The sequence below is a fragment of the Planktothrix pseudagardhii genome (assembly GCF_904830925.1).
Classification (GTDB): domain Bacteria; phylum Cyanobacteriota; class Cyanobacteriia; order Cyanobacteriales; family Microcoleaceae; genus Planktothrix; species Planktothrix tepida.
The window spans coordinates 5,635,671-5,654,251 of the sequence record NZ_LR882967.1; the positions used below are offsets into that span (position 1 = coordinate 5,635,671).

At 38.0% G+C, this 18,581-nt stretch carries 18 protein-coding genes; 8 read left to right on the forward strand and 10 right to left on the reverse strand.

Annotation, left to right across the window (positions count from 1 at the left end; genetic code table 11):
• Nucleotides 1-178: 178 nt before the first annotated feature.
• Together NMK36_RS24375 and murG are read right to left on the reverse strand one after the other, a co-directional pair.
• Complete coding sequence (locus NMK36_RS24375; protein WP_072718076.1) at nt 179-835, reverse strand: pentapeptide repeat-containing protein; 657 nt, start codon at nt 833-835, stop codon at nt 179-181.
• Between the two features lie 150 nt (nt 836-985).
• A complete protein-coding gene (gene murG / locus NMK36_RS24380; protein ID WP_072718075.1) occupies nt 986-2,050 on the reverse strand; it encodes an undecaprenyldiphospho-muramoylpentapeptide beta-N-acetylglucosaminyltransferase in 1,065 nt (354 codons plus the stop codon).
• A gap of 130 nt (nt 2,051-2,180) precedes the next feature.
• Here murG and NMK36_RS24385 point away from each other — a divergent pair, with 130 nt between their 5' ends.
• Both NMK36_RS24385 and NMK36_RS24390 read left to right on the forward strand, forming a co-directional pair.
• A complete protein-coding gene (locus NMK36_RS24385; RefSeq protein WP_245824186.1) occupies nt 2,181-3,023 on the forward strand; it encodes a nuclear transport factor 2 family protein in 843 nt (280 codons plus the stop codon).
• A gap of 121 nt (nt 3,024-3,144) precedes the next feature.
• Nucleotides 3,145-4,122: an ABC transporter ATP-binding protein gene (locus NMK36_RS24390; protein ID WP_254174839.1), complete on the forward strand. Its 978-nt coding sequence runs from the start codon at nt 3,145-3,147 to the stop codon at nt 4,120-4,122.
• 128 nt (nt 4,123-4,250) lie between these two features.
• Here the strand turns inward: NMK36_RS24390 and NMK36_RS24395 are convergent, their stop codons facing one another.
• The 5 genes from NMK36_RS24395 to NMK36_RS24415 all read right to left on the reverse strand — a co-directional run bounded on the left by NMK36_RS24395 (nt 4,251) and on the right by NMK36_RS24415 (nt 7,777).
• On the reverse strand, nt 4,251-5,288 hold the full coding sequence (locus tag NMK36_RS24395; RefSeq protein ID WP_072718165.1) for an IS630 family transposase: 1,038 nt from the start codon (nt 5,286-5,288) through the stop codon (nt 4,251-4,253).
• Nucleotides 5,289-5,352: 64 nt separating this feature from the next.
• Entirely contained in the window at nt 5,353-5,763 is a 411-nt protein-coding gene (locus tag NMK36_RS24400; RefSeq protein WP_254174840.1) for a DUF4112 domain-containing protein, read from the reverse strand.
• 123 nt (nt 5,764-5,886) lie between these two features.
• Nucleotides 5,887-6,621, reverse strand: coding sequence for a glutathione peroxidase (locus NMK36_RS24405; protein WP_254174841.1), 735 nt, complete (start codon nt 6,619-6,621; stop codon nt 5,887-5,889).
• Nucleotides 6,605-7,492: an MBL fold metallo-hydrolase gene (locus NMK36_RS24410; RefSeq protein ID WP_254174842.1), complete on the reverse strand. Its 888-nt coding sequence runs from the start codon at nt 7,490-7,492 to the stop codon at nt 6,605-6,607. The genes NMK36_RS24405 and NMK36_RS24410 overlap by 17 nt, the downstream gene beginning before the upstream one ends.
• 63 nt (nt 7,493-7,555) lie before the next feature.
• On the reverse strand, nt 7,556-7,777 hold the full coding sequence (locus NMK36_RS24415; RefSeq protein WP_072717404.1) for a ribbon-helix-helix protein, CopG family: 222 nt from the start codon (nt 7,775-7,777) through the stop codon (nt 7,556-7,558).
• Nucleotides 7,778-8,178: 401 nt separating this feature from the next.
• On the opposite strand from NMK36_RS24415, the gene rpaB reads away from it, so the two are divergent.
• Complete coding sequence (gene rpaB / locus NMK36_RS24420; protein WP_072717407.1) at nt 8,179-8,940, forward strand: response regulator transcription factor RpaB; 762 nt, start codon at nt 8,179-8,181, stop codon at nt 8,938-8,940.
• 253 nt (nt 8,941-9,193) lie between these two features.
• On the opposite strand, the gene trmB is transcribed toward rpaB, so the two are convergent.
• Together trmB and csaB are read right to left on the reverse strand one after the other, a co-directional pair.
• Complete coding sequence (gene trmB / locus NMK36_RS24425; protein ID WP_072717403.1) at nt 9,194-9,823, reverse strand: tRNA (guanosine(46)-N7)-methyltransferase TrmB; 630 nt, start codon at nt 9,821-9,823, stop codon at nt 9,194-9,196.
• Between the two features lie 30 nt (nt 9,824-9,853).
• Complete coding sequence (gene csaB, locus NMK36_RS24430; protein ID WP_254174843.1) at nt 9,854-10,894, reverse strand: polysaccharide pyruvyl transferase CsaB; 1,041 nt, start codon at nt 10,892-10,894, stop codon at nt 9,854-9,856.
• Between the two features lie 133 nt (nt 10,895-11,027).
• On the opposite strand from csaB, the gene NMK36_RS24435 reads away from it, so the two are divergent.
• The 5 genes from NMK36_RS24435 (at nt 11,028) to NMK36_RS24455 (ending at nt 15,892) form a co-directional block, all read left to right on the forward strand.
• Nucleotides 11,028-11,333 (forward strand): DUF2499 domain-containing protein, encoded by a 306-nt coding sequence (locus NMK36_RS24435; RefSeq protein ID WP_072717401.1) that lies wholly within the window; start codon nt 11,028-11,030, stop codon nt 11,331-11,333.
• Between the two features lie 42 nt (nt 11,334-11,375).
• Nucleotides 11,376-11,672: a DUF3593 domain-containing protein gene (locus NMK36_RS24440; protein ID WP_072717400.1), complete on the forward strand. Its 297-nt coding sequence runs from the start codon at nt 11,376-11,378 to the stop codon at nt 11,670-11,672.
• Between the two features lie 5 nt (nt 11,673-11,677).
• A complete protein-coding gene (locus tag NMK36_RS24445; RefSeq protein ID WP_254174844.1) occupies nt 11,678-12,898 on the forward strand; it encodes a phosphate/phosphite/phosphonate ABC transporter substrate-binding protein in 1,221 nt (406 codons plus the stop codon).
• 73 nt (nt 12,899-12,971) lie between these two features.
• The gene (locus NMK36_RS24450; protein ID WP_254174845.1) at nt 12,972-13,574 is read left to right on the forward strand and encodes a hypothetical protein; all 603 of its coding nucleotides are present in this window, start codon (nt 12,972-12,974) and stop codon (nt 13,572-13,574) included.
• Between the two features lie 167 nt (nt 13,575-13,741).
• On the forward strand, nt 13,742-15,892 hold the full coding sequence (locus NMK36_RS24455) for a serine/threonine-protein kinase (RefSeq protein ID WP_254174846.1): 2,151 nt from the start codon (nt 13,742-13,744) through the stop codon (nt 15,890-15,892).
• On the opposite strand, the gene NMK36_RS24460 is transcribed toward NMK36_RS24455, so the two are convergent.
• A complete protein-coding gene (locus NMK36_RS24460) occupies nt 15,889-18,579 on the reverse strand; it encodes a PAS domain S-box protein (RefSeq protein WP_254174847.1) in 2,691 nt (896 codons plus the stop codon). The genes NMK36_RS24455 and NMK36_RS24460 overlap by 4 nt on opposite strands.
• Between the last annotated feature and the right edge of the window lie 2 nt (nt 18,580-18,581).

Below are 18,581 nucleotides of genomic sequence, written 5' to 3' on the forward strand. Positions count from 1 at the left end.
TAAATTAATTTATTTTATAGTTCGTGATAAGGTGATAACAGGCAAGATGCCTGTTCCACATTGTGCTTAAATCTTGGTTTTTAGATGTAAAATATTGCATTACATTAGAGCCATCCCGAAATGAAAAACACCATCCCCAACTCAAGTTAAGGACGGTGAAGAAAAATCGATGTCATAATTACCGACGAATATTCATGAGATTTGCATTAATCATGGTGGTATTTTCTAAGGTAGCTCCGGCTAAATCTGAAGCCGTTAAATTAGCCCCTGTGAGATTAGCCCCTGTTAAATTAGCATCGCGTAAATTCACACCACTGATATCAAATCCATATAAACTGCCTTCTTGTAACTTCACTTCACCTAAAGTTGCAACGGATTGTTGAGCATTTCTTAGGTTAGCACCTGTTAAATCTGCACTCTCTAAATTTGCCCCAATTAAATTAGCATGACTTAAATTAGCATGGTTTAAACTGGCAATCACTAAACCTGCTAAACTCAAGTTAGAATGGCTCAAATTAGCACGTTCTAAATTAGCACCATGTAATTTAGCAGCAATCAGACTGGCACTTTCTAAATTCGCTTCAGTTAATCCTGCTCGATTAAAATTGACTTCGTTGAGATTAGCACCTTGTAAGTTAGCTCCATTTAAGTTGGCATCTCGGAGGTTAGCACCCTGAAGATTCACACCGACTAATTGAGCGCCACTGAGATCACATCCAGGGCAGTTTTTCGTTTCCAATAGCTGCTTGAGATGGGCGGGGTTCTCAGCTTGAGCGGGAACAGTTAAACCCAAGATCATCATCACTACTGTGGTGGTTACTGCTGCGAATTTCATACCCACACCCTCAGAAAACTCTATGTTCTGTACTATCTCTTATTATCGGGCATAGCGGTATGAGTAGAATCCCGGTTGGATGTGATATTGCAGTGATCCCTGTGTGACGGAAATCACTGAGAAAAACGGTATGTGTTGATACAGACCCACTTAAATTATTAAATTTCGGATTAAATCCCCTAATTGTTGGGCGCTATTGGTAACGGCGACGGTCGCTGTGGCTTTAGCCATTTGTTTTAACTGTTGGGGTGATTGCAGCAGATACAAAACTTTACTTGCCAGCAAGTCGGCGGTTAAATCCTTTTGTTGAAAGACGAAGGATGCACCCGCTTCAGCAAAAACATTGGCGTTATAAGTTTGATGATCTTCAGCCGCAAAGGGATAGGGAATTAAAATCGAAGGAGTGTGGGTAATGGCTAATTCGGTTAAGGTTCCTGAACCTGCCCGACTCACTGCTAAATTTGCCCGTTTTAAGAGGGCTGCCATATTATTGTAGAAGGGCATTTTAATATATTGAGGATGGTTTAACGCTTCAACATCCGGGTCATTGTCTCCGGTTAAATGTACCACCCAAGCCCCGGCTTCAAACCAACTAGGAGCCGCCTGTCGCACCCAGTTATTCACACTCACCGCACCTTGACTTCCTCCCACCACCACAATAACCGGAACATCATCCGGTAGGAAAAAAGACAAGGGTTCAGACGCTTGCATAAAAGCCGAACGCACGGGGGTTCCAACCACAACGGTCTTGGCATTGGCTAGGTAAGGAACAGCCGCCGCAAACCCCAAAGCAACGGTATTACACCAAGGGCCGAAATTCCGAGTCACCTTACCCGGTAAGGCGTTAGACTCATGTAAAATCACAGGTAGACCCAGGAAACGAGCCGCGATAATAGCAGGTGCTGCAATATATCCCCCTGTGGTAAATACCCCTCGGAACTGTCCTGTTTTGAGGAGAGAGGTGACTTGTACGAGGGAAAGGGCGAATTTTGCTAAAATTCTTAAGGTTCCGAAACCGAAGCGTTGTTGGAAGCCTTCAACGGAAATCGTATGCAGGGGATATTCGGGGGGAACTAATTCCCGTTCTAAGCGATCAGGCACACCCAGCCATTCTATCTCAAAATCTGACAGGTTTTCGGCAGTGGCGATCGCCGGAAATAAATGTCCCCCTGTACCACTAGCAGCAATCAGTAAGCGAATGGGTGTTTGACTCAAGTTTTCTCCCCTACTCTGTGTTCAATATTAGTGTTATGAATTTTTAAGTTACCATAAAATTTGTACAAAATCGTATTTACTTTCAGGTCTGAAGACACGCTTGTTTCCCCTCTCCCATCTTTATATTCTTATGACACTTTTCGCAATCGTTCAACGGCAATTTTTTCAGAATGGGTCTTGTGTACAGACACGGCCTATATTGACAACACCGTTATTTTCTGTGCTTCTAGGATTGGTAATTTGGGGAACGGGTACAGCAATTTCTCAGCCCGTTAATGCCGAAACCCCAGAAACAGCACCCGCTAACGTGACCAATCTTTTAACTCAAATTGATGATGCGTCTAATCGTCAGGATGTAGAAGCCGTGATGGGTTTTTATAGTTCTAATTTTACCAATTCCGATGGATTAAATCATCAAACGCTCAAACAAGTTCTCAAAGATTTTTGGAATAAATATTCTCGTCTGAATTATCGCACCCAATTGCAATCTTGGCAACAAAATGGGGAAGCTTTAACCACCACAACGGTAACAGAAATTACGGGAACCAGAACAATTAATAATCGAGAATTTGCCTTAACCTCAACAATTACTTCACAACAACAGATTGAAGGCGGGAAAATTGTACAACAGGAAATTCTAGCGGAGAAAAATAAATTAACATTAGGAAACCAACCTCCAACGGTAGTTTTTAATGTACCGAAGGAAGTCAAAATCGGTCAGGAATATACGGTGGATGCCATTGTTCAAGAACCCTTAAATGAGGAAATTCTGATTGGAACTGCTATCACAGAGCCCGTAACAGCAAAAGCTTATACTCAAGAGGAACTTTTACAGCTAGAATTTTTGCCTTCTGGAGGGATTTTCAAAGTCGGTCAAGCACCGAATACATCAGGAGATAATTGGGTTTCTGCCATTTTGATGCGTCAAGGAGGAGTAACATTAGTCACACAACGGTTACGAGTCGTTAAATAAATTTACCTGTGTAAAATTTGCTCTAAAAAACGCCAAAACTGAAGTCATTTTTAGAAACTGAGTAGAGATATTGTTAATTCTGTCTCTACTCTTCGGCAATTCTGATTTAATGTTAAACATTATGATTCCATTATTAGAGGTTAAAAATTTAGCCATTCAGTTTGTTACCCTGGATGGAATTGTTCAAGCAGTCAATGGAATTTCCTATCAGGTTTATCCCGGTGAAACCCTGGGAATTGTTGGGGAGTCGGGGTCAGGGAAAAGTATGAGTGTGTTATCAATTTTAAGGTTAATTCCATCACCCCCTGGAAAAATTACCCAAGGTGAAATCTGGTTTCAGGGGAAAAATTTACTGCAACTGAATGCTCAACAGTTACAAAAAATTCGGGGTCGTGATATTGCGATGATTTTTCAAGACCCCATGACTTCTTTAAACCCGGTTTTAACCATTGGAAAACAACTTACAGAAGCTCTACAACTTCATCTCAAATTCACTTCAGAACAAGCTCAAAATCGTGCCATTCAACTGTTGCAGCAGGTCGGAATTCCTAGTCCAGAACGACGGTTAAAAAACTATCCCCATGAATTTTCCGGGGGAATGCGTCAACGGGTTATGATTGCAATGGCATTAGGGTGTCAACCTCAATTATTAATTGCAGATGAACCGACAACGGCATTAGATGTAACGGTGCAAGCCCAGGTTGTAGAATTAGTTAAACAACTGCGAAATCAACAGGGAATGTCTGTGATTTGGATTACCCATGATTTAGCTTTATTAGCGGGATTAGCTGATCGAATTTTAGTTATGTATGCGGGGCAAATTGTTGAACAAGCAACGGTGCATCAACTCTATAAAGCCCCACGTCATCCCTATACTATTGGGTTATTAAAAAGTTTACCCCGACTCGATCAAATTCGTCAAGAATCATTATCAACTATTGAAGGAACTCCCCCCAATTTAATGGATTATCCCCCAGGATGTCCTTTTGCGCCTCGATGTCAATTTGCCATTGAACATTGTTTTCAAGAAAATCCGCCCTTAGAACAGATTGAACCTAATCATAAAGTCGCCTGTTGGGTACTTCCTAGTGCAACTTAAACCGCCATTTTAAAATTATTCAGGAATTAAAATAGGGTATTAATGCCTGCCAAATTAAGGTTAAAACAAAAATACCTAGGGCAGAAATTAATATAATTAATAAGAGTAATCCCCCTAATATAGCAATCCTAAATAGGTTGTGGCAAAATCCCGTACATAAAAAGCTTGGGAAAATCAAAAATTTGCCCCTGAGCAAAAAACTCAAATAGCCACTTAACTACTTTAAAAGATGGGCATAAATGATAGAATTTTCTCACGAAATTTTTGGTTTGTAACCAAATATCTTCAACCGGATTTTGCTCCGGCGCATTAGGAGCAAAATTTACACAAGTAATCCGCCATTCTTCTTCCGATAAATTTTGATTAACTTGAGTTAAGTAATCTCGAAAGTTTTGAGAACAATGATAAGTGGCATTGTCCCAGACTATAGCCAACCTTTTCCCCGGATTTTGCTGTTGTAAATACTGGAGAAAGTCTACGGTATTTTCTGTATTGCCCGCCGCATAACCTTTGATAATAAATTCTTTCGTTTGGTAATCTAAAGCTCCATAATAAGTTTGCCTTTCTTTTTGATTTTTGATGGGAATTTCTATTCTTCGATCCGTCCTTCCCCAAACATACCCTAAAATATCTCCCCAAAGAAGATGACATTCATCAATCATAAACACTGTCAGCTTTCCCGCCCCTATTTCCTCTTTCCAACTCGCTAACTTTTTTTCAATTTCTTCCTTTTTCTCTTGGACTAACTGCTCATTTTTAGCCGGATTCTTTTTTTGGCTTTTTTTCCAACTGATGCGAGCCTCTTCCAGCAAGCTATAATAACTTTGATGGGATTGAAACACGACTCCATACTCCCTTTCTAACAAAACTTGTAAATCAGACAATCTTAACCAATCTCTTTCCCTTAATTCTTCAATAATTTTCTGTTTGTCTTCAGGGCTTAGATAACCTTTCCTTCCTTTATATTGAAGTTTTAAACTGTCTACTCCTTCCACAAGCACCCGATTTTTCCATTGGCTAATAAATCCTTGAGAAACTTGTAATAAGTCTTGAATTTCCCGGTAGGCTTTACCTTGTAATTTGAGTTTGACAGCGATCGCTCTTTTAATTTCTCTAGGATCTTTTGTCTGATTGATAAAATCGTCTATTTCGTCGATTATATTCATTTTCCGTTGCCAGCTTTGGGGGATTATTGCTAACCTTACATTTATTATAACTCATTTGGAAGTGCTATAGTAAAATAATAAACCACTGATCTGCTTTTTTTCCTGCCACTGGAGAATTAAGATGAGCTTCTAATATTTCCACATTTTTAACATTAGCTTTCCAAGCTACATCAAAAATATCTCCAAATACGGGAACAGTCCCCGTAATGGTTTCTAAAGCAATATTAGAGACCATTCGGGTTAAGGTTTCACGGGGTACACCTAATTTAAAAGCTTGAAATACAATATAAATAGAAAGAATTCCTCCTAATATATCTCCTCCTCCTGGAATTAATCCTAAAATCGGATCAATTCCAATCCCAATCGATGTACCCGGAACCCGAATCGCATTATCTAAAATATTACTTAATTGTCGCATTTTTCGGACAACAGCTATTTTTTCAAGATGAGAATTTTTAGGTTTTGTTGATGTCATAGGTTTAGAATTTAAGCATCTAGTAATCTAAAATTTTATGAGAAATACTACAGATAATCTCCCCTAAACTTTGTAAAAAAAGAGGGGAGATTTACTCATTAACAACCTTAACTTAAGGGTTGATCAAGATACTGCAAAATATTTCACTAAATCTTCTGAACCGCCGATTAATTTTCCATCAATAAAAACTTGAGGAACGTTGGTGGCTCCTGTTACGGCTTGCAAGGTTTTTGTTGTTATATTTTGCCCTAAAACAATCTCTTCAAAATCAATTCCTCGCTCTTTTAAGAAGGCTTTAGCACGAGTACAATAGGGACACCCTACTCTTGTGAATAGTGAGACTAAAGAAGGTTTAACGGCATCAGGATTAATATATTTGAGCATCGTTTCTGCATCAGAAACTTCAAAAGGATCACCAGGAACATCCGGTTCAATAAACATTTTTTCGATCACCCCATCTTTCACTAACATTGAATAACGCCATGACCGTTTCCCAAAGCCTAAATCGGCTTTATCAACTAACATTCTCATCTGTTCTGTAAATTCTCCATTCCCATCAGGAATCAGAGTGATATTTTCCGCTTGTTGATCTTTTGCCCATTCATTCATGACAAAAGCATCATTAACAGAAATACAAACAATTTCATCTATTCCATTCTGTTTAAATACCTTTGCTAAATCGTTATAACCAGGGACATGACTACTGGAACAGGTCGGGGTAAATGCGCCAGGTAGGGCAAATACAATTACATTTTTTCCTGAAAATAAATCATCTGTTTTAACATCAACCCATTGATTATCTTTGCGAGTTCTAAATGTTACGTTTGGAACTTGTTGACCTTCACGATTTTCTAGCATTTTGTGTCTCCATCCAGCTTATACAAATTTGGAGTTGTTGCTGCATCGTAACTGCATCCGTATGATAGCGCCGTCCATGACCTGGAAGCACCCACTCAAAGGAATAATTTAGTAATTTTTGCATCGAATTGATTAAGCTAGTCCAAGAATACCAACAATAGTCTGGAAAGGCGTATAACTGTTGCAGAGGGTTTGACCAAGCTAAATGATCTCCAGTAAATAAAAATTTATTTTGATACAATAAAACGGTGTGTCCTTTGGTATGACCTGGAACAGGAATGATCAGCAAATCATCGCTTAATTGAATGTTATCTGTTCCGATTAATTTGACTTCTACATCTTTTGTTCCTTCCTGAATCTCATCTTGATGTAAAATGCGATCGCATCCAAAATGATCATGAAATTTCTGATGATCAGCGACATCATCTTGATGGGTTAAATACATCCAACGTACTCCCCCTAATGCTTCTAATCGTTTAACTAAAGCCGGGGTAAATCGAGGAGAATCAACTAAAATATTACCCTGGGGATATTGAATAAAATAACTGGTTGCTGCAAAAGAGGCTTTAGCATGATATCCACAATGATAAACATTGTCTTCTATTAGAAGCGGAAACATTTGTTGAATCTTTACGATTTCTGAAGGCTTTTCAACACTGCCAATAGAAGCGGTTGGACAAGATAATAACGCTTGTAAAGCGTGTTCTTGTTCTATTTGAGTGGCTGGTTGGTGATAAACGGCTGATTGTTCATTTTCACGTTTAAACACTTCGGGAGCCATCCAGCGACAAGTATCACAATCAATACAAGTCTCATCAACGTAAAAATTCCCCGAAACATTTTGAGATCGGCGTAACTTAAATTTAGCCATAAATTGTCAGGTTTAAAAGTGTTATTTAAAATTTAATTCCCGTTTCCCGTTTTCCCTAACTTCTTAGTTCTCAATTCGATGAGTCAGTTGTTCTAACTTCAGTTCTAATGTAGACAGTCGTGTCTCCAGATTTTCAAGCTTTTGGTGCTGCGTGGCTATTCCCAGGTAAGCACTTAAAGCCTGAATAACAATATCCGACTTAGATTGTCCGGTTGTTTCTACTCTTGCCATAAGTGCTTCATGCAGTTCAGAAGGAATCCTGACTCCTAGAAATGGATTCGGCATTGTTTTTACTAAACTACCTTTGGACAATCAATTTTATTAACGAATTTGATTCTATAAGCCTCTTGTTAAAGCTTATCATTTCCCCTATATTAATTGTTAAAGTATCCCTCAGCACCTTTTTTTGTTTAAAAAATATTAAGTTGTGTAACTGAATGTGACTTTAATCCCAGAAATTGTTAAGTTTGATAACAAATTGAAAACGTATGTTATCATAATAGACAGCAATCTTAAGCATTCGACTGAATTACCCACCCCAAAAGCGAGTGAGTTTCTGTTCCATCATATCGCTGTGTCAGTTATCGGGATTTGTGGGTTGAAGCAGTCCTGGGAACCTGCACATGGATATGATTTGCTTTGGTATTGCTAAATCGATAGCTGATCCATCCATCAAAAAAGCAGATATGAGTGTACAACCCCAACTTGATGAAAAACGCAATGGTGAAAAAATCCTGGTTGCTGATGATGAATCCGCGATTCGGCGCATCTTAAAAACTCGTCTTTCGATGGTTGGCTACAATGTGGTAGTCGCCGCCGATGGTTTAGAAGCGCTGGAAATGTTTGAACGGGAAAGTCCTGACCTGTTAGTTTTGGATGTAATGATGCCTAAACTCAATGGTTATGGGGTGTGTCAAGAACTTCGCACTAAATCTGATGTTCCGATTATTATGTTAACCGCTTTAGGGGACGTGGCTGATCGGATTACGGGTTTAGAATTAGGGGCTGATGATTATTTAACAAAACCCTTTTCTCCTAAAGAATTAGAAGCTCGAATTCATGCAATTTTACGACGCTTTAAAGATACCCATTTATCTCATAGCCTGAGTCCAGAAGTCATTCAAATCGAAGCGGTGCGAATTGATACGGTCAAACGGCGAGTTTATAAAGGCGAGAAAGTGGTTCCATTAACCTATATTGAATTCAATTTGTTGGAATTGTTGGTTAAGCGATCTGGACAAGCTGTTTCTCGCTCAGAAATTCTCAAAGAATTATGGGGATATACGCCTCGACGCATTGCGGATATGCGGGTTGTAGATGTTCATGTTGCTCGTTTACGGGCAAAAATTGAAGAAGATCAACGCAATCCTGAATATATTTTAACCGTGCGTGGTGTGGGTTATTCCGCCCAACGTTTACCCGGTGTTGAAGAAGCAATTGGTGCTTAATTTTTTTCAAATAAAAACTTTTCAAAATTTAAAAACAATTTCTGTTTCTTTTGTAAATTTTAAATTTTGGCCTTTCCCTAAATCATAGGAATCCTCACTTTTATAGAATTTCAGGGTTACGGTCAAACATTAGAGGAGAAGCGTTCAGGCTAAAAGCAAATTGTCTGAATGTTTCTCCTCTCAGTTTTGAGAAGGATTTATTTCCTATTCGTAATTCGTAATTCGTAATTCGTAATTCGTAATTCCCAATTCCCTACTTTATAAATAATGCTCGATAAACAAGTTCACCTTTTTCTAAAGTAGACCGTTCTCGTTCTGTGGGAACTGGAAGCGGATTTTCAGCTAACCAATCATTTTGGGTACGATGAAATGCTGAATTTCCCGAAAAGCGATTGCACATTTCTATCGCTACTTCCTTAACATCTGACTGAACAAAAACTTCTCCTCCTTCTGCTAAATAACGAGCTAAATTGTCTACTAATTCCGGTTGAACCACTCGCCGTTTTTGATGATATTTTTTAAACCAAGGATCAGGGAATTGAATACTCACCCGTTTTAAAATGCCTTGAGGTAAGGATTCTAAAATAGGTTGAATTGAAGTATTAGCATTACAAAATAAATAATGTAAATTCGTTAATTCTTGTTGATCTCGCCAATGATTGGCTTCCTTAACTAAGGGTTCTCGAATTTCTAATCCTAAAAAGTTCCACTGGGGTTCTAATTGAGCTAATTCCCATAAAAATAAACCTCTCCCGCAACCAATATCTAAATGAAGTGGTTGCTGCAAATTGGTATAAATCTTTGACCATTCGGGAGGAATAACAGGGGTTTGATATTTTTGACTGAGAGGATTAACGTGCTGACGAACTCGGACGCGAACCATAAATTAATGACAAAAAATAAACAGTAGGGTTTAATTGAACTGGGAGTACAATAATTCTTGATGGACGGTTGCTCGATCTACGAAAAATTCAATTTTTCCCTTCGATAAAGGTTCATCATTGGCATAACAATCAATCCAAGTTTTACTGATGAGATTCGGATCGTCGGGAAGTTGATCAATTTCCCATCCGGGTAATTCTAATTCTTCCATTAATCGACTCACTTTGGGGTCATAACTCAAGGCAAAACATTTACATTCTTGGGTTGCTGCCATAATTAAACTATGAAATCGCATCCCAATGACAAACTCAACCCCGCGAAAAACTCCTTTTAATTGTCGTGGATCTTCTAAGATTAAAACCTGACTATTGTGGGGAAGGGCTTGATGCAAAACTTGGGCGATCGCTAAATCTTGAATCGGTTGAAATGGAATTAATAAAATAAACGTTTGAGTTGCTTTTTGAAACGATACTAACGCCCGAATTATTAATGATAACCGTTCTGGCGTGAGTTGGGGATCAGGTCGCAACGTCAACGCCACTCTGGGGGCGGGTAAATCCCACAACCGAGCTACAGGTTGAGCATCCAAAGCCCAAACGGGGTCAGGGGCTAAGGTAAAGGGAATATTCCAGTTTGATAATAACGTTGCAGAACCCGTATCCCGCACGCTAACGACATTACAGCCGGAAAAGGTTTTTTTTGCCAACCACTGGGAAACAGAACGGTTCAAGGGGCCAATACCCTGAGCCCAGGCGATCGTTTTGAGTCCCATCTGTTGCGCCAATCCCATCAATCCCCCATAATAAAAAGGACTCATGGTGCTGGTGACATCTTGCATGAGGCTACCTCCGCCCCAAATCAACCCATCTGCACGACGTAGAGCCTTCAGGACTTGAAAGGCATTCATGCGATCGCACACTTCTACCTGATAATAAGCTTGGGTTTGGGCGGGATTTCCAGACAGGACAATAGGTTCAACCGTAGATGGTAACATTTGTAACAACGACGCTAACAAGGCTTCATCCCCGCCATTGCCTTTTCCATAATATCCACAACAAATCACCCGTTGCATGGTTTCCCCTTTCGCTGGCCGATTCCCGACTCTAACCCGACATCTAACTTTATATCAGATTGCACGCCAATTAAATTAACATAAATATCGGAATAAAATCTGACTGAACTTTTCTGTTATCTCTTGTGAAATTATGCACGCTTTATCGATTCCGACTTGGATCATTCATATTTCGAGTGTAATTGAATGGATCGCCGCGATTTGGTTTATCTGGATTTATGGAGAAATCACTCAAAATCGAGCTTGGTGGGTTCTTTCCTTCGCCATGTTACCGTCTTTAGTCAGTGCCATGTGTGCCTGTACCTGGCATTATTTTGATAATCCTGCTTCTTTAGAATGGTTAGTGACCCTACAAGCGACCATGACCGTTGTGGGAAATACCACCCTCTGTGCGGCGGCGTGGTGGATTTGGCGCGATGCCAATTCTGTTAAAAACTAAAGCGGATTACCCTATTTACATTTTTCTAACCTGGGATTAATGATGTTATCAAAAGACACCTTATTTGCTGTTTCTTTATTTCCCTATCTAGGGTTTTTGTGGTTTTTAACTCGTTCGGGTCAAATGCCTCGTTTAGCATTAATTGGATTTTATGGAACTTTAGTGTTTGTTGCGGTTACAATTCCGGCGGGAATTTATGCCAAGGTAGTTTATGGGGAAGCCTTAGCTAATATTGATTGGTTACATGGCGGTGCGGAAGTTTTTTTAACCTTGGCTAATATTTTAGTGGTTTTGGGATTCCGTCAAGCGGTGATTGAAAAACAATCCTCCCAGCAATAACCAATATGGGTTCTCACAACAATAAAACTCACCCAACCGTTATTTTAATCCTCAGTGCCATCTTAAGTTTATCTTTATTTGGCATCATGGTTTATCTGTTTTTTAATCCGAAAACGGGTTTAATCCCCTTAGTTTTTTCAGGAACCAAAAACTCGATGAATCGTTTAGAGACAAATTCCCTGACGATTGGAGTTTTAGGAAAACCAGGAAATTATACTCCATTAGTTGAATATTTAAAACAACAGTTGGGTGATCAGGTTAAGATTACAATTGATGGCAACTTACAAGAATCTTACCAAGAGGCGAAAAACAAACTAGCACGTCAAAAATGGGATATTGCCTTTACCCTTTCTCCCATGATTTCTGTTGCAGCTAAAGATAACGGATATCGTTGGGTAGGGCGAATGTTTCCCCAATCTCCTCCCTATTATCAATCAGCATTATTTGTAAGAAAGAATAGTCCAATTCAGTCTATTTCTGATTTTCAAAATACCACCGTTATTGCTTTAGGAGATTTTAATTCCGCCTCTAGTTTTTATATGCCGACTTATGATTTATTTGGCAAATCTCTCCAGGTCACAATGGGATATCGAGGAGAAATGATTCAAGAATTAGTCAAAAGTGGAAAAGCGGATGTAGGTGCTGCTGCTTATGAAGCGGTTAAAAATGATCCGAGTTTTAGGATTATTCAGAGGAGTAGAAATATTCCAGGATCAGGCGTATATCTGTCTCCTAAATTGTCAGATAATGATCAAAAAGCTATTACCCAAGCTTTAGTTAATGCACCTGCAAAGATTCAGAAAATAGCTAATTATGGTATAGATCAAGAACCTGATTTTTCCTACTTTATCCAAATTAGTCAGAAAGCAGAAGAAGTCTTACAATGTGCAGATTTTACTCAAAACCCTGTTAACTTTTTCTGTTCTCAAACAACAACTAAAATTCAAAGTCCTTTAACAACACCCTTTCCTGAAATTATAGGAACTGTCAATGGTTTAAGCCGAGTAGAAAATCAAATGACTCGATTAACATTACAAGGAAAAGATAAAAAGATTTATTATGTTTTCCTTAACCCTGGGATTTTGAATCAAATTCCTAATGCGGGAAGTGGGTTAAATCTACAAAATAAAACCTTGAGTATTACAGGAGTTATTCCCAAAAAGCAACCCAACAAAATTGATAAAATTGTCATTACTGATTCTAAGCAAATGAAGGTTTTAAACTAAAGCTTAAGTTTGTATAATTTTAATAAAATTAAGTCCACAAACTAACTAAAGGAGGCTAACTATTATTTTAAAATTGTTTTTAACAGGTTTATTACCTATTCTTCTCTCTTCTGAAAATTATGCTCCCCCTATCCTTTGTTTTCCTTCGGAAGAAAGTCAACTCATTGCAGCTACTATTATTCCCGATTTTTCTATTCCGGTTGTTCCAAAAATTACCTCTCCCCACGATTCTAAAATCGATCTTGACCAATGTAATCAAGTTCCTACAGGTGAAGGAATTCCAGGGTTTCGACCCGGCGTTGATAAAAGTCAAGTTTTTCAGATGTTTGGAACTCCGACTGGAACAGAAATTGGCTATTGGCCCAATACCCAAGCTATTTTTTATCATTTAATTCCTAACCGAGTTAGTGTAGGTTTTTTATTTGATCAACAATCGGGAAAATTACGACAAACGGAAGCTGCTTTTTCTCAACAAGTTGATTTAAAAATTATTTTAATTACCCTCAATAGTATGTCGGGTTGTCGCTTAAATCCTTCCCTAGAAGCCGGATTAAAAAGTGTTCATAATCGCCAAAGGCAGTCTTATTTATTTGTGATTGATTCCCTCGAAGGGATTATTGAACGAGATCAACTTGATCGAATTTATATTGGAATTTGGGAATCGGATTTACATTAGTTTGCTTTCCAGGATTACAACCGCTTAAACTCAAGCTTAAAAAGCTAAATCATCCTTAAGATTAAGCTAAATTTTTCATTCATCGACTACTCTAATATAATGAGTTCAAACGATCGGCTTTCGGAACTTGAGGCATCAACCCCAAATCCTAAACCTAATATTCTGGTATGCCAAATCCGATGAGTTATTGTCTAAATCCCTATTGTCGAAAACCCCAAAATCCATCAGGAATTAACCTCTGTCAAACCTGTGGGACGACGTTACTCTTAAAAGAACGTTATTGTGCTGTACAGGAACTAGGGGAAGGAGGGATGAGTCGTACATTTTTAGCCGTTGATTTAGATCGGTTTAATACCCCCTGCATTATTAAACAATTTTCGCCTCAATCTCATAAAATTTCCTGGGTTCAAAAAGCTATTGAACTATTTAATCAAGAAGCATTACGTCTGCAAGAATTAGGGATTCATCCTCAAATTCCCAGCTTATATGCTTATTTTGAACAAGAAGAACACCTCTATTTAATTGAAGAATGGATTGAAGGCAAAAATTTATTGCACGAATTAAACAAAAACGGTTTTTTTAGTGAAGATAAAATTATTCAACTTTTACAAGATATTTTACCCATTTTAAAATTTATTCATCAACATCATATTATTCATCGAGATATTAAACCTGATAATATTATTCGTCGTCAAAGTGATCAGAAATTAGTCTTAGTAGACTTTGGAATTGCTAAATATAGCCTGAATTTATTACAACCCCACACCGGAACTTTGACGGGAACTGTGGGTTACGCACCCTTGGAACAAATGCGCGGTGGAAAGGCTTATCCAGCTAGTGATTTATATAGTTTGGGAATGACTTGTATTCATTTACTCACCCAAATTCCGCCTAATCAATTATTTGATCCCTTCAGTGGAGAATTAATTTGGCGATCGCATTTAGCAAATATTAATCAAACTTTAAACCCTAAACTTAATCAAATCTTAGATAAATTACTCAAAGATTTAGTTAAAGACCGTTATCAAACCGTTGAAGAAGTATTACAGGATTTAGAACCGAATACCCTAAAACCAATCACAACGATTCCACCTCCCTCCTCTTTAAATATTATCGTAGCGACTGAATTACAAGCCATTTCTTCTCATTCCTTTCCTGAAAATCAACTCTTTTTTAAGCCGGATTCACTGCCATTTCCCACAACTCATTGTTTATTAAAAGAATACAATTCGGCTTTTTATTCTCCTGGCAATTCTAGTTTAATTGCAACCTTAAACCCTCCCTTATCTCAATCACAATCCCTTCCAAAACCTCAAATTCAATTTCCTTTTATATCCATTTCCTCTCGCCTTAACCTAAAATGTACTAATATTTTATCGGGTCATCAAGCTCCTGTTCAAGCCTTAGCTATTGGCCCCAATGGATATCTATTAATTAGTGGAAGTCAGGATAAAACCTTAAGGATTTGGAATTTAAAAACAGGACAATTCTTACATCGATTAATGGGTCACGAAGCCGCGATTTCTTCCCTAGCTATTAGTCCCAATGGCCGTAAATTAGTGAGTGGGAGTTTAGATCGAACCTTGATTTCTTGGAATTTAGATAAAAGAGCGATCGCCGACCGATTTTTTAGCCATTCCGGTTCTCCCTATAGCCATCGTTGCGGTGCAGTTTATACCGTTGCCTATAGTCCTGATGGTTCTATTATTGCCAGTGGTAGTGAAGACCATAGTATTAAGCTTTGGAATCAAAGAAACGGGGAATTACTCTATCGTTATTGTGAACATTTAGAAGCAGTTTTAGCGGTTCAATTTATTAATGTTTCTATTATAAATCAATCTTCATCAAATGTCAATCAGCACTCATTAAGAAATTATTTATTTGCCAGTTCTAGTGTTGATGGAACCATTAAAATTTGGCAAGTTTACCAATTAAAAAGCTTAAAAACCTTAACCGGACATTTAGATCAAGTTTCCAGTCTTTTCTTAAGTCCAACTCAACCTGTATTAGTCAGTGGAAGTGCTGACCATACCATCAAATTATGGGATTTAAACACCGGAGAATTAATTAAAACCTTAACCGAACATTCAAAAATTGTTTCATCTTTGGCGATGAGTCCTGATGGCAAATGGTTAGCCAGTAGCAGCGACGATGGCAGAATTTATTTGTGGGATATGAGTCAACCAAACCAGCTAGGAATCTTATCTCATTGTTTCGCAGGATATCCCCCGATTATTTTTAGTCCTGATAATCAACAATTTATTTGTTGTGGGGATGAGAATCAAATTTTGGTTTGGAAATTCCAAATTGAACCTTAATTTTTTTCAGCGATCGCTTCTGTTAAATCGATAATAACATCATATCGAAAATCATTGACTAACTGTGTTAATAATTGACCAATCGATTGCTGAGAAACGGGGATTTTTTTAATGGCTTCAGTCACTAACTTAGAATTAAGTTTCAGGGAACCTTGATATAACTCTTGAACAAGGGGTTTGGGTAACAACGCTAACACTTCTGGTGTTAATTCTGCAATATGATTTAATTCTACGGAAGAAGCCGACATTGCTAAGGGTTCTAAATCTATTTCATCCTGTTCATAAATAAAATTTACCCCTAAATGTTGAGCAATTTTTTCAAACAAGACTTCAACGCGAAAAGGTTTGCGAATAAAATCATCACATCCTGCTGATAAAACCACTAATTGATCTTGTTGTAACGCACTTGCTGTTAACGCAATAATTACCGTTGCTTGACCCTGTAAACGCTGTTTAATCCATTGCGTTGCTTCATACCCATTCATCACAGGCATTCGCATATCCATAAATATTAAATGAGGTTGCCAACTTTCCCAAAGGGTAATTGCTTCTTGACCATTTTCGGCTTCTTTTAATTGAAATCCTAAAGGGTTTAAAACCTTAATCACTAACTGTCGATTTGTCCAATTATCATCAACCACTAAAATCCGATAATTGGGTTGATTGGGTGCTAACCCTATCACTTGCTGGGTTAATTCTTGACAGCGAATTTCCGAAAAATTGGCTAAATTTGCTTGAATATAAAATTGAAATATTGTGCCTTTTCCGACTTCACTGGTAACAGTTATATCTCCTCCCATTAACTGCACAAACTGTTTGCTAATCGGTAAACCCAGTCCAGTTCCCTGTTGAGATTTTCGACCTGTTTCGGTTTGTACAAAGGGTTGAAATAATAAAGCTAACTCTTCGGCTGAAATTCCTGGGCCAGTATCTTCAACTTCAAAATTGATTAAAATTGGGTTGGAAGATAAGTTGGTATTTAAAGGGTTTACCCTTAAAGTAATCGATCCTTTTTCCGTAAATTTTATCGAATTTCCTAACAGATTAATTAAGACCTGTCTAAGTTTACTTTCATCCGTTTCAATATATTGGGGAAGACTCGGATTGGCAATCACATTAAAATCTAAGCCTTTCGATTCAGCTTTAAAGGCTAACATATCATTAATAGAATCCAAAAGGCAAGTTAAATCAAACTTGGTTGGATTTAATACAATGCGCCCCGCTTCAATTTTAGACATTTCTAAAACATCATTAATTAAATTTAAAAGATGTTCACCACTGCGACTAATAATGTCTAAATGCTCTTTGTGATTCGCCAACAAAACTTTAGGATTGCGCTCTAAATCTCGTTCTATGAGTTGCGTAAATCCCAGAATAGCATTCATTGGGGTTCGTAATTCATGACTCATCCGTGCTAAAAATTCACTCTTCGCATGGTTCGCTAATTCTGCTACCTCTTTAGCTTGTTGTAAGGCAATTTCTGCTTGTTTGCGATCGCAAATATCCCGAACAATTGCACAGCCATATTCTTTTTTATTATATTCTAAATAACTTAATGTAATTTCCACACTAATATCTTGACCCGATTTGCTTCTATGCACGGATTCAAAGGTAAAAGAACCTTGCTGTTTTAAATCCTCCCAAGGAATTGGCCATGCGTTATCCGGTGCTTGCTCATCAATATCTTTAACCTTCATTTGGAGTAATTCTTCCCTGGAATATCCCAAGGTTTTACAAGCCGCTTCATTCACATCAAAAAATTGAGCGTTACAATCGGTAAACAAGAAATAATCCCTAGATTTCTCAATTGAAAACTGCGTTAATCTTAGCTTTTCATCAATTTCTTTTCGTTCCGTAATATCTTCAATCACTCCTAAAATTCCGATCACATTTCCCTGAGAATCCTGCATCGGAATCCGACTAATATCTAACCATAATGTCCGACCATCAGCAGCCGGTTTTTGTTTCGGTGCAATTAAGTGCATTTCCGCTTGTTTGGATGCCATGACTCGCCGATCTTGTGCGCGAAAAAACTCTCCAATCTTGGGGTCAGGAAATAAATCATAATCCGTTTTTCCGATGACATATTCTTGACTTTCTAACTGCGCTGCTTCCGCCCAATTTTTATTACAGCCTCTAAAGACTAAATTTGTATCTTTCCAAAACACCTGCTGGGGAATATTATTTAAAATTAACCGTAAATATTCTTCCCGTTGTTTAATATCTTCTTCGGCTAGTTTTCGTTCTGTAATATCCTGAATTTGCCCCATCACAGACCGAGGTTTTCCCTGAGCATCTAAGCGTAAATAACCATTAACAATGGCATAAACCCAATTTCCATCTTTGTGACGATAGCGTTTTTCTAATTGAAATTGAGAAATTTCTTGATTAATTAATTGACAAAACAATTGCCAACTCATCTGTCGATCATCAGGGTGAGTAATTTCATTTAATTGAAATTCCATTAACTCCGCTTGAGAATAACCTACAAACTTACAAAAGGAAGCATTAACCTCCAAAAAACGCCCCTCTAAGGAAATTTCTACCATTCCAATCGGAGATAAATGGAATAAATCTTTCCAATGAGATTGACTTTCTTGAAGTGCGATTTCAAGAGGCTGACGAGGTTGAATTTCTTGTCCTTCTGAGTAGAGACGTGCCATAGCACGTCTGTACAGATTTTTCATAA

What these genes read in the sequence shown, in the direction of transcription:
- NMK36_RS24435 (WP_072717401.1), top strand. Translation starts at nt 11,028, where the DNA reads ATGCACGCTTTATCGATTCCGACTTGGATCATTCATATTTCGAGTGTA.
- NMK36_RS24390 (WP_254174839.1), top strand. Translation starts at nt 3,145, where the DNA reads ATGATTCCATTATTAGAGGTTAAAAATTTAGCCATTCAGTTTGTTACC.
- rpaB (WP_072717407.1), top strand. Translation starts at nt 8,179, where the DNA reads ATGAGTGTACAACCCCAACTTGATGAAAAACGCAATGGTGAAAAAATC.
- NMK36_RS24415 (WP_072717404.1), bottom strand. Translation starts at nt 7,777, where the DNA reads ATGCCGAATCCATTTCTAGGAGTCAGGATTCCTTCTGAACTGCATGAA.
- NMK36_RS24385 (WP_245824186.1), top strand. Translation starts at nt 2,181, where the DNA reads ATGACACTTTTCGCAATCGTTCAACGGCAATTTTTTCAGAATGGGTCT.
- trmB (WP_072717403.1), bottom strand. Translation starts at nt 9,823, where the DNA reads ATGGTTCGCGTCCGAGTTCGTCAGCACGTTAATCCTCTCAGTCAAAAA.
- NMK36_RS24445 (WP_254174844.1), top strand. Translation starts at nt 11,678, where the DNA reads ATGGGTTCTCACAACAATAAAACTCACCCAACCGTTATTTTAATCCTC.
- NMK36_RS24440 (WP_072717400.1), top strand. Translation starts at nt 11,376, where the DNA reads ATGTTATCAAAAGACACCTTATTTGCTGTTTCTTTATTTCCCTATCTA.
- NMK36_RS24395 (WP_072718165.1), bottom strand. Translation starts at nt 5,288, where the DNA reads ATGAATATAATCGACGAAATAGACGATTTTATCAATCAGACAAAAGAT.
- NMK36_RS24460 (WP_254174847.1), bottom strand. Translation starts at nt 18,579, where the DNA reads ATGAAAAATCTGTACAGACGTGCTATGGCACGTCTCTACTCAGAAGGA.
- NMK36_RS24400 (WP_254174840.1), bottom strand. Translation starts at nt 5,763, where the DNA reads ATGACATCAACAAAACCTAAAAATTCTCATCTTGAAAAAATAGCTGTT.
- NMK36_RS24410 (WP_254174842.1), bottom strand. Translation starts at nt 7,492, where the DNA reads ATGGCTAAATTTAAGTTACGCCGATCTCAAAATGTTTCGGGGAATTTT.
- NMK36_RS24455 (WP_254174846.1), top strand. Translation starts at nt 13,742, where the DNA reads ATGCCAAATCCGATGAGTTATTGTCTAAATCCCTATTGTCGAAAACCC.
- csaB (WP_254174843.1), bottom strand. Translation starts at nt 10,894, where the DNA reads ATGCAACGGGTGATTTGTTGTGGATATTATGGAAAAGGCAATGGCGGG.
- NMK36_RS24375 (WP_072718076.1), bottom strand. Translation starts at nt 835, where the DNA reads ATGAAATTCGCAGCAGTAACCACCACAGTAGTGATGATGATCTTGGGT.
- NMK36_RS24405 (WP_254174841.1), bottom strand. Translation starts at nt 6,621, where the DNA reads ATGCTAGAAAATCGTGAAGGTCAACAAGTTCCAAACGTAACATTTAGA.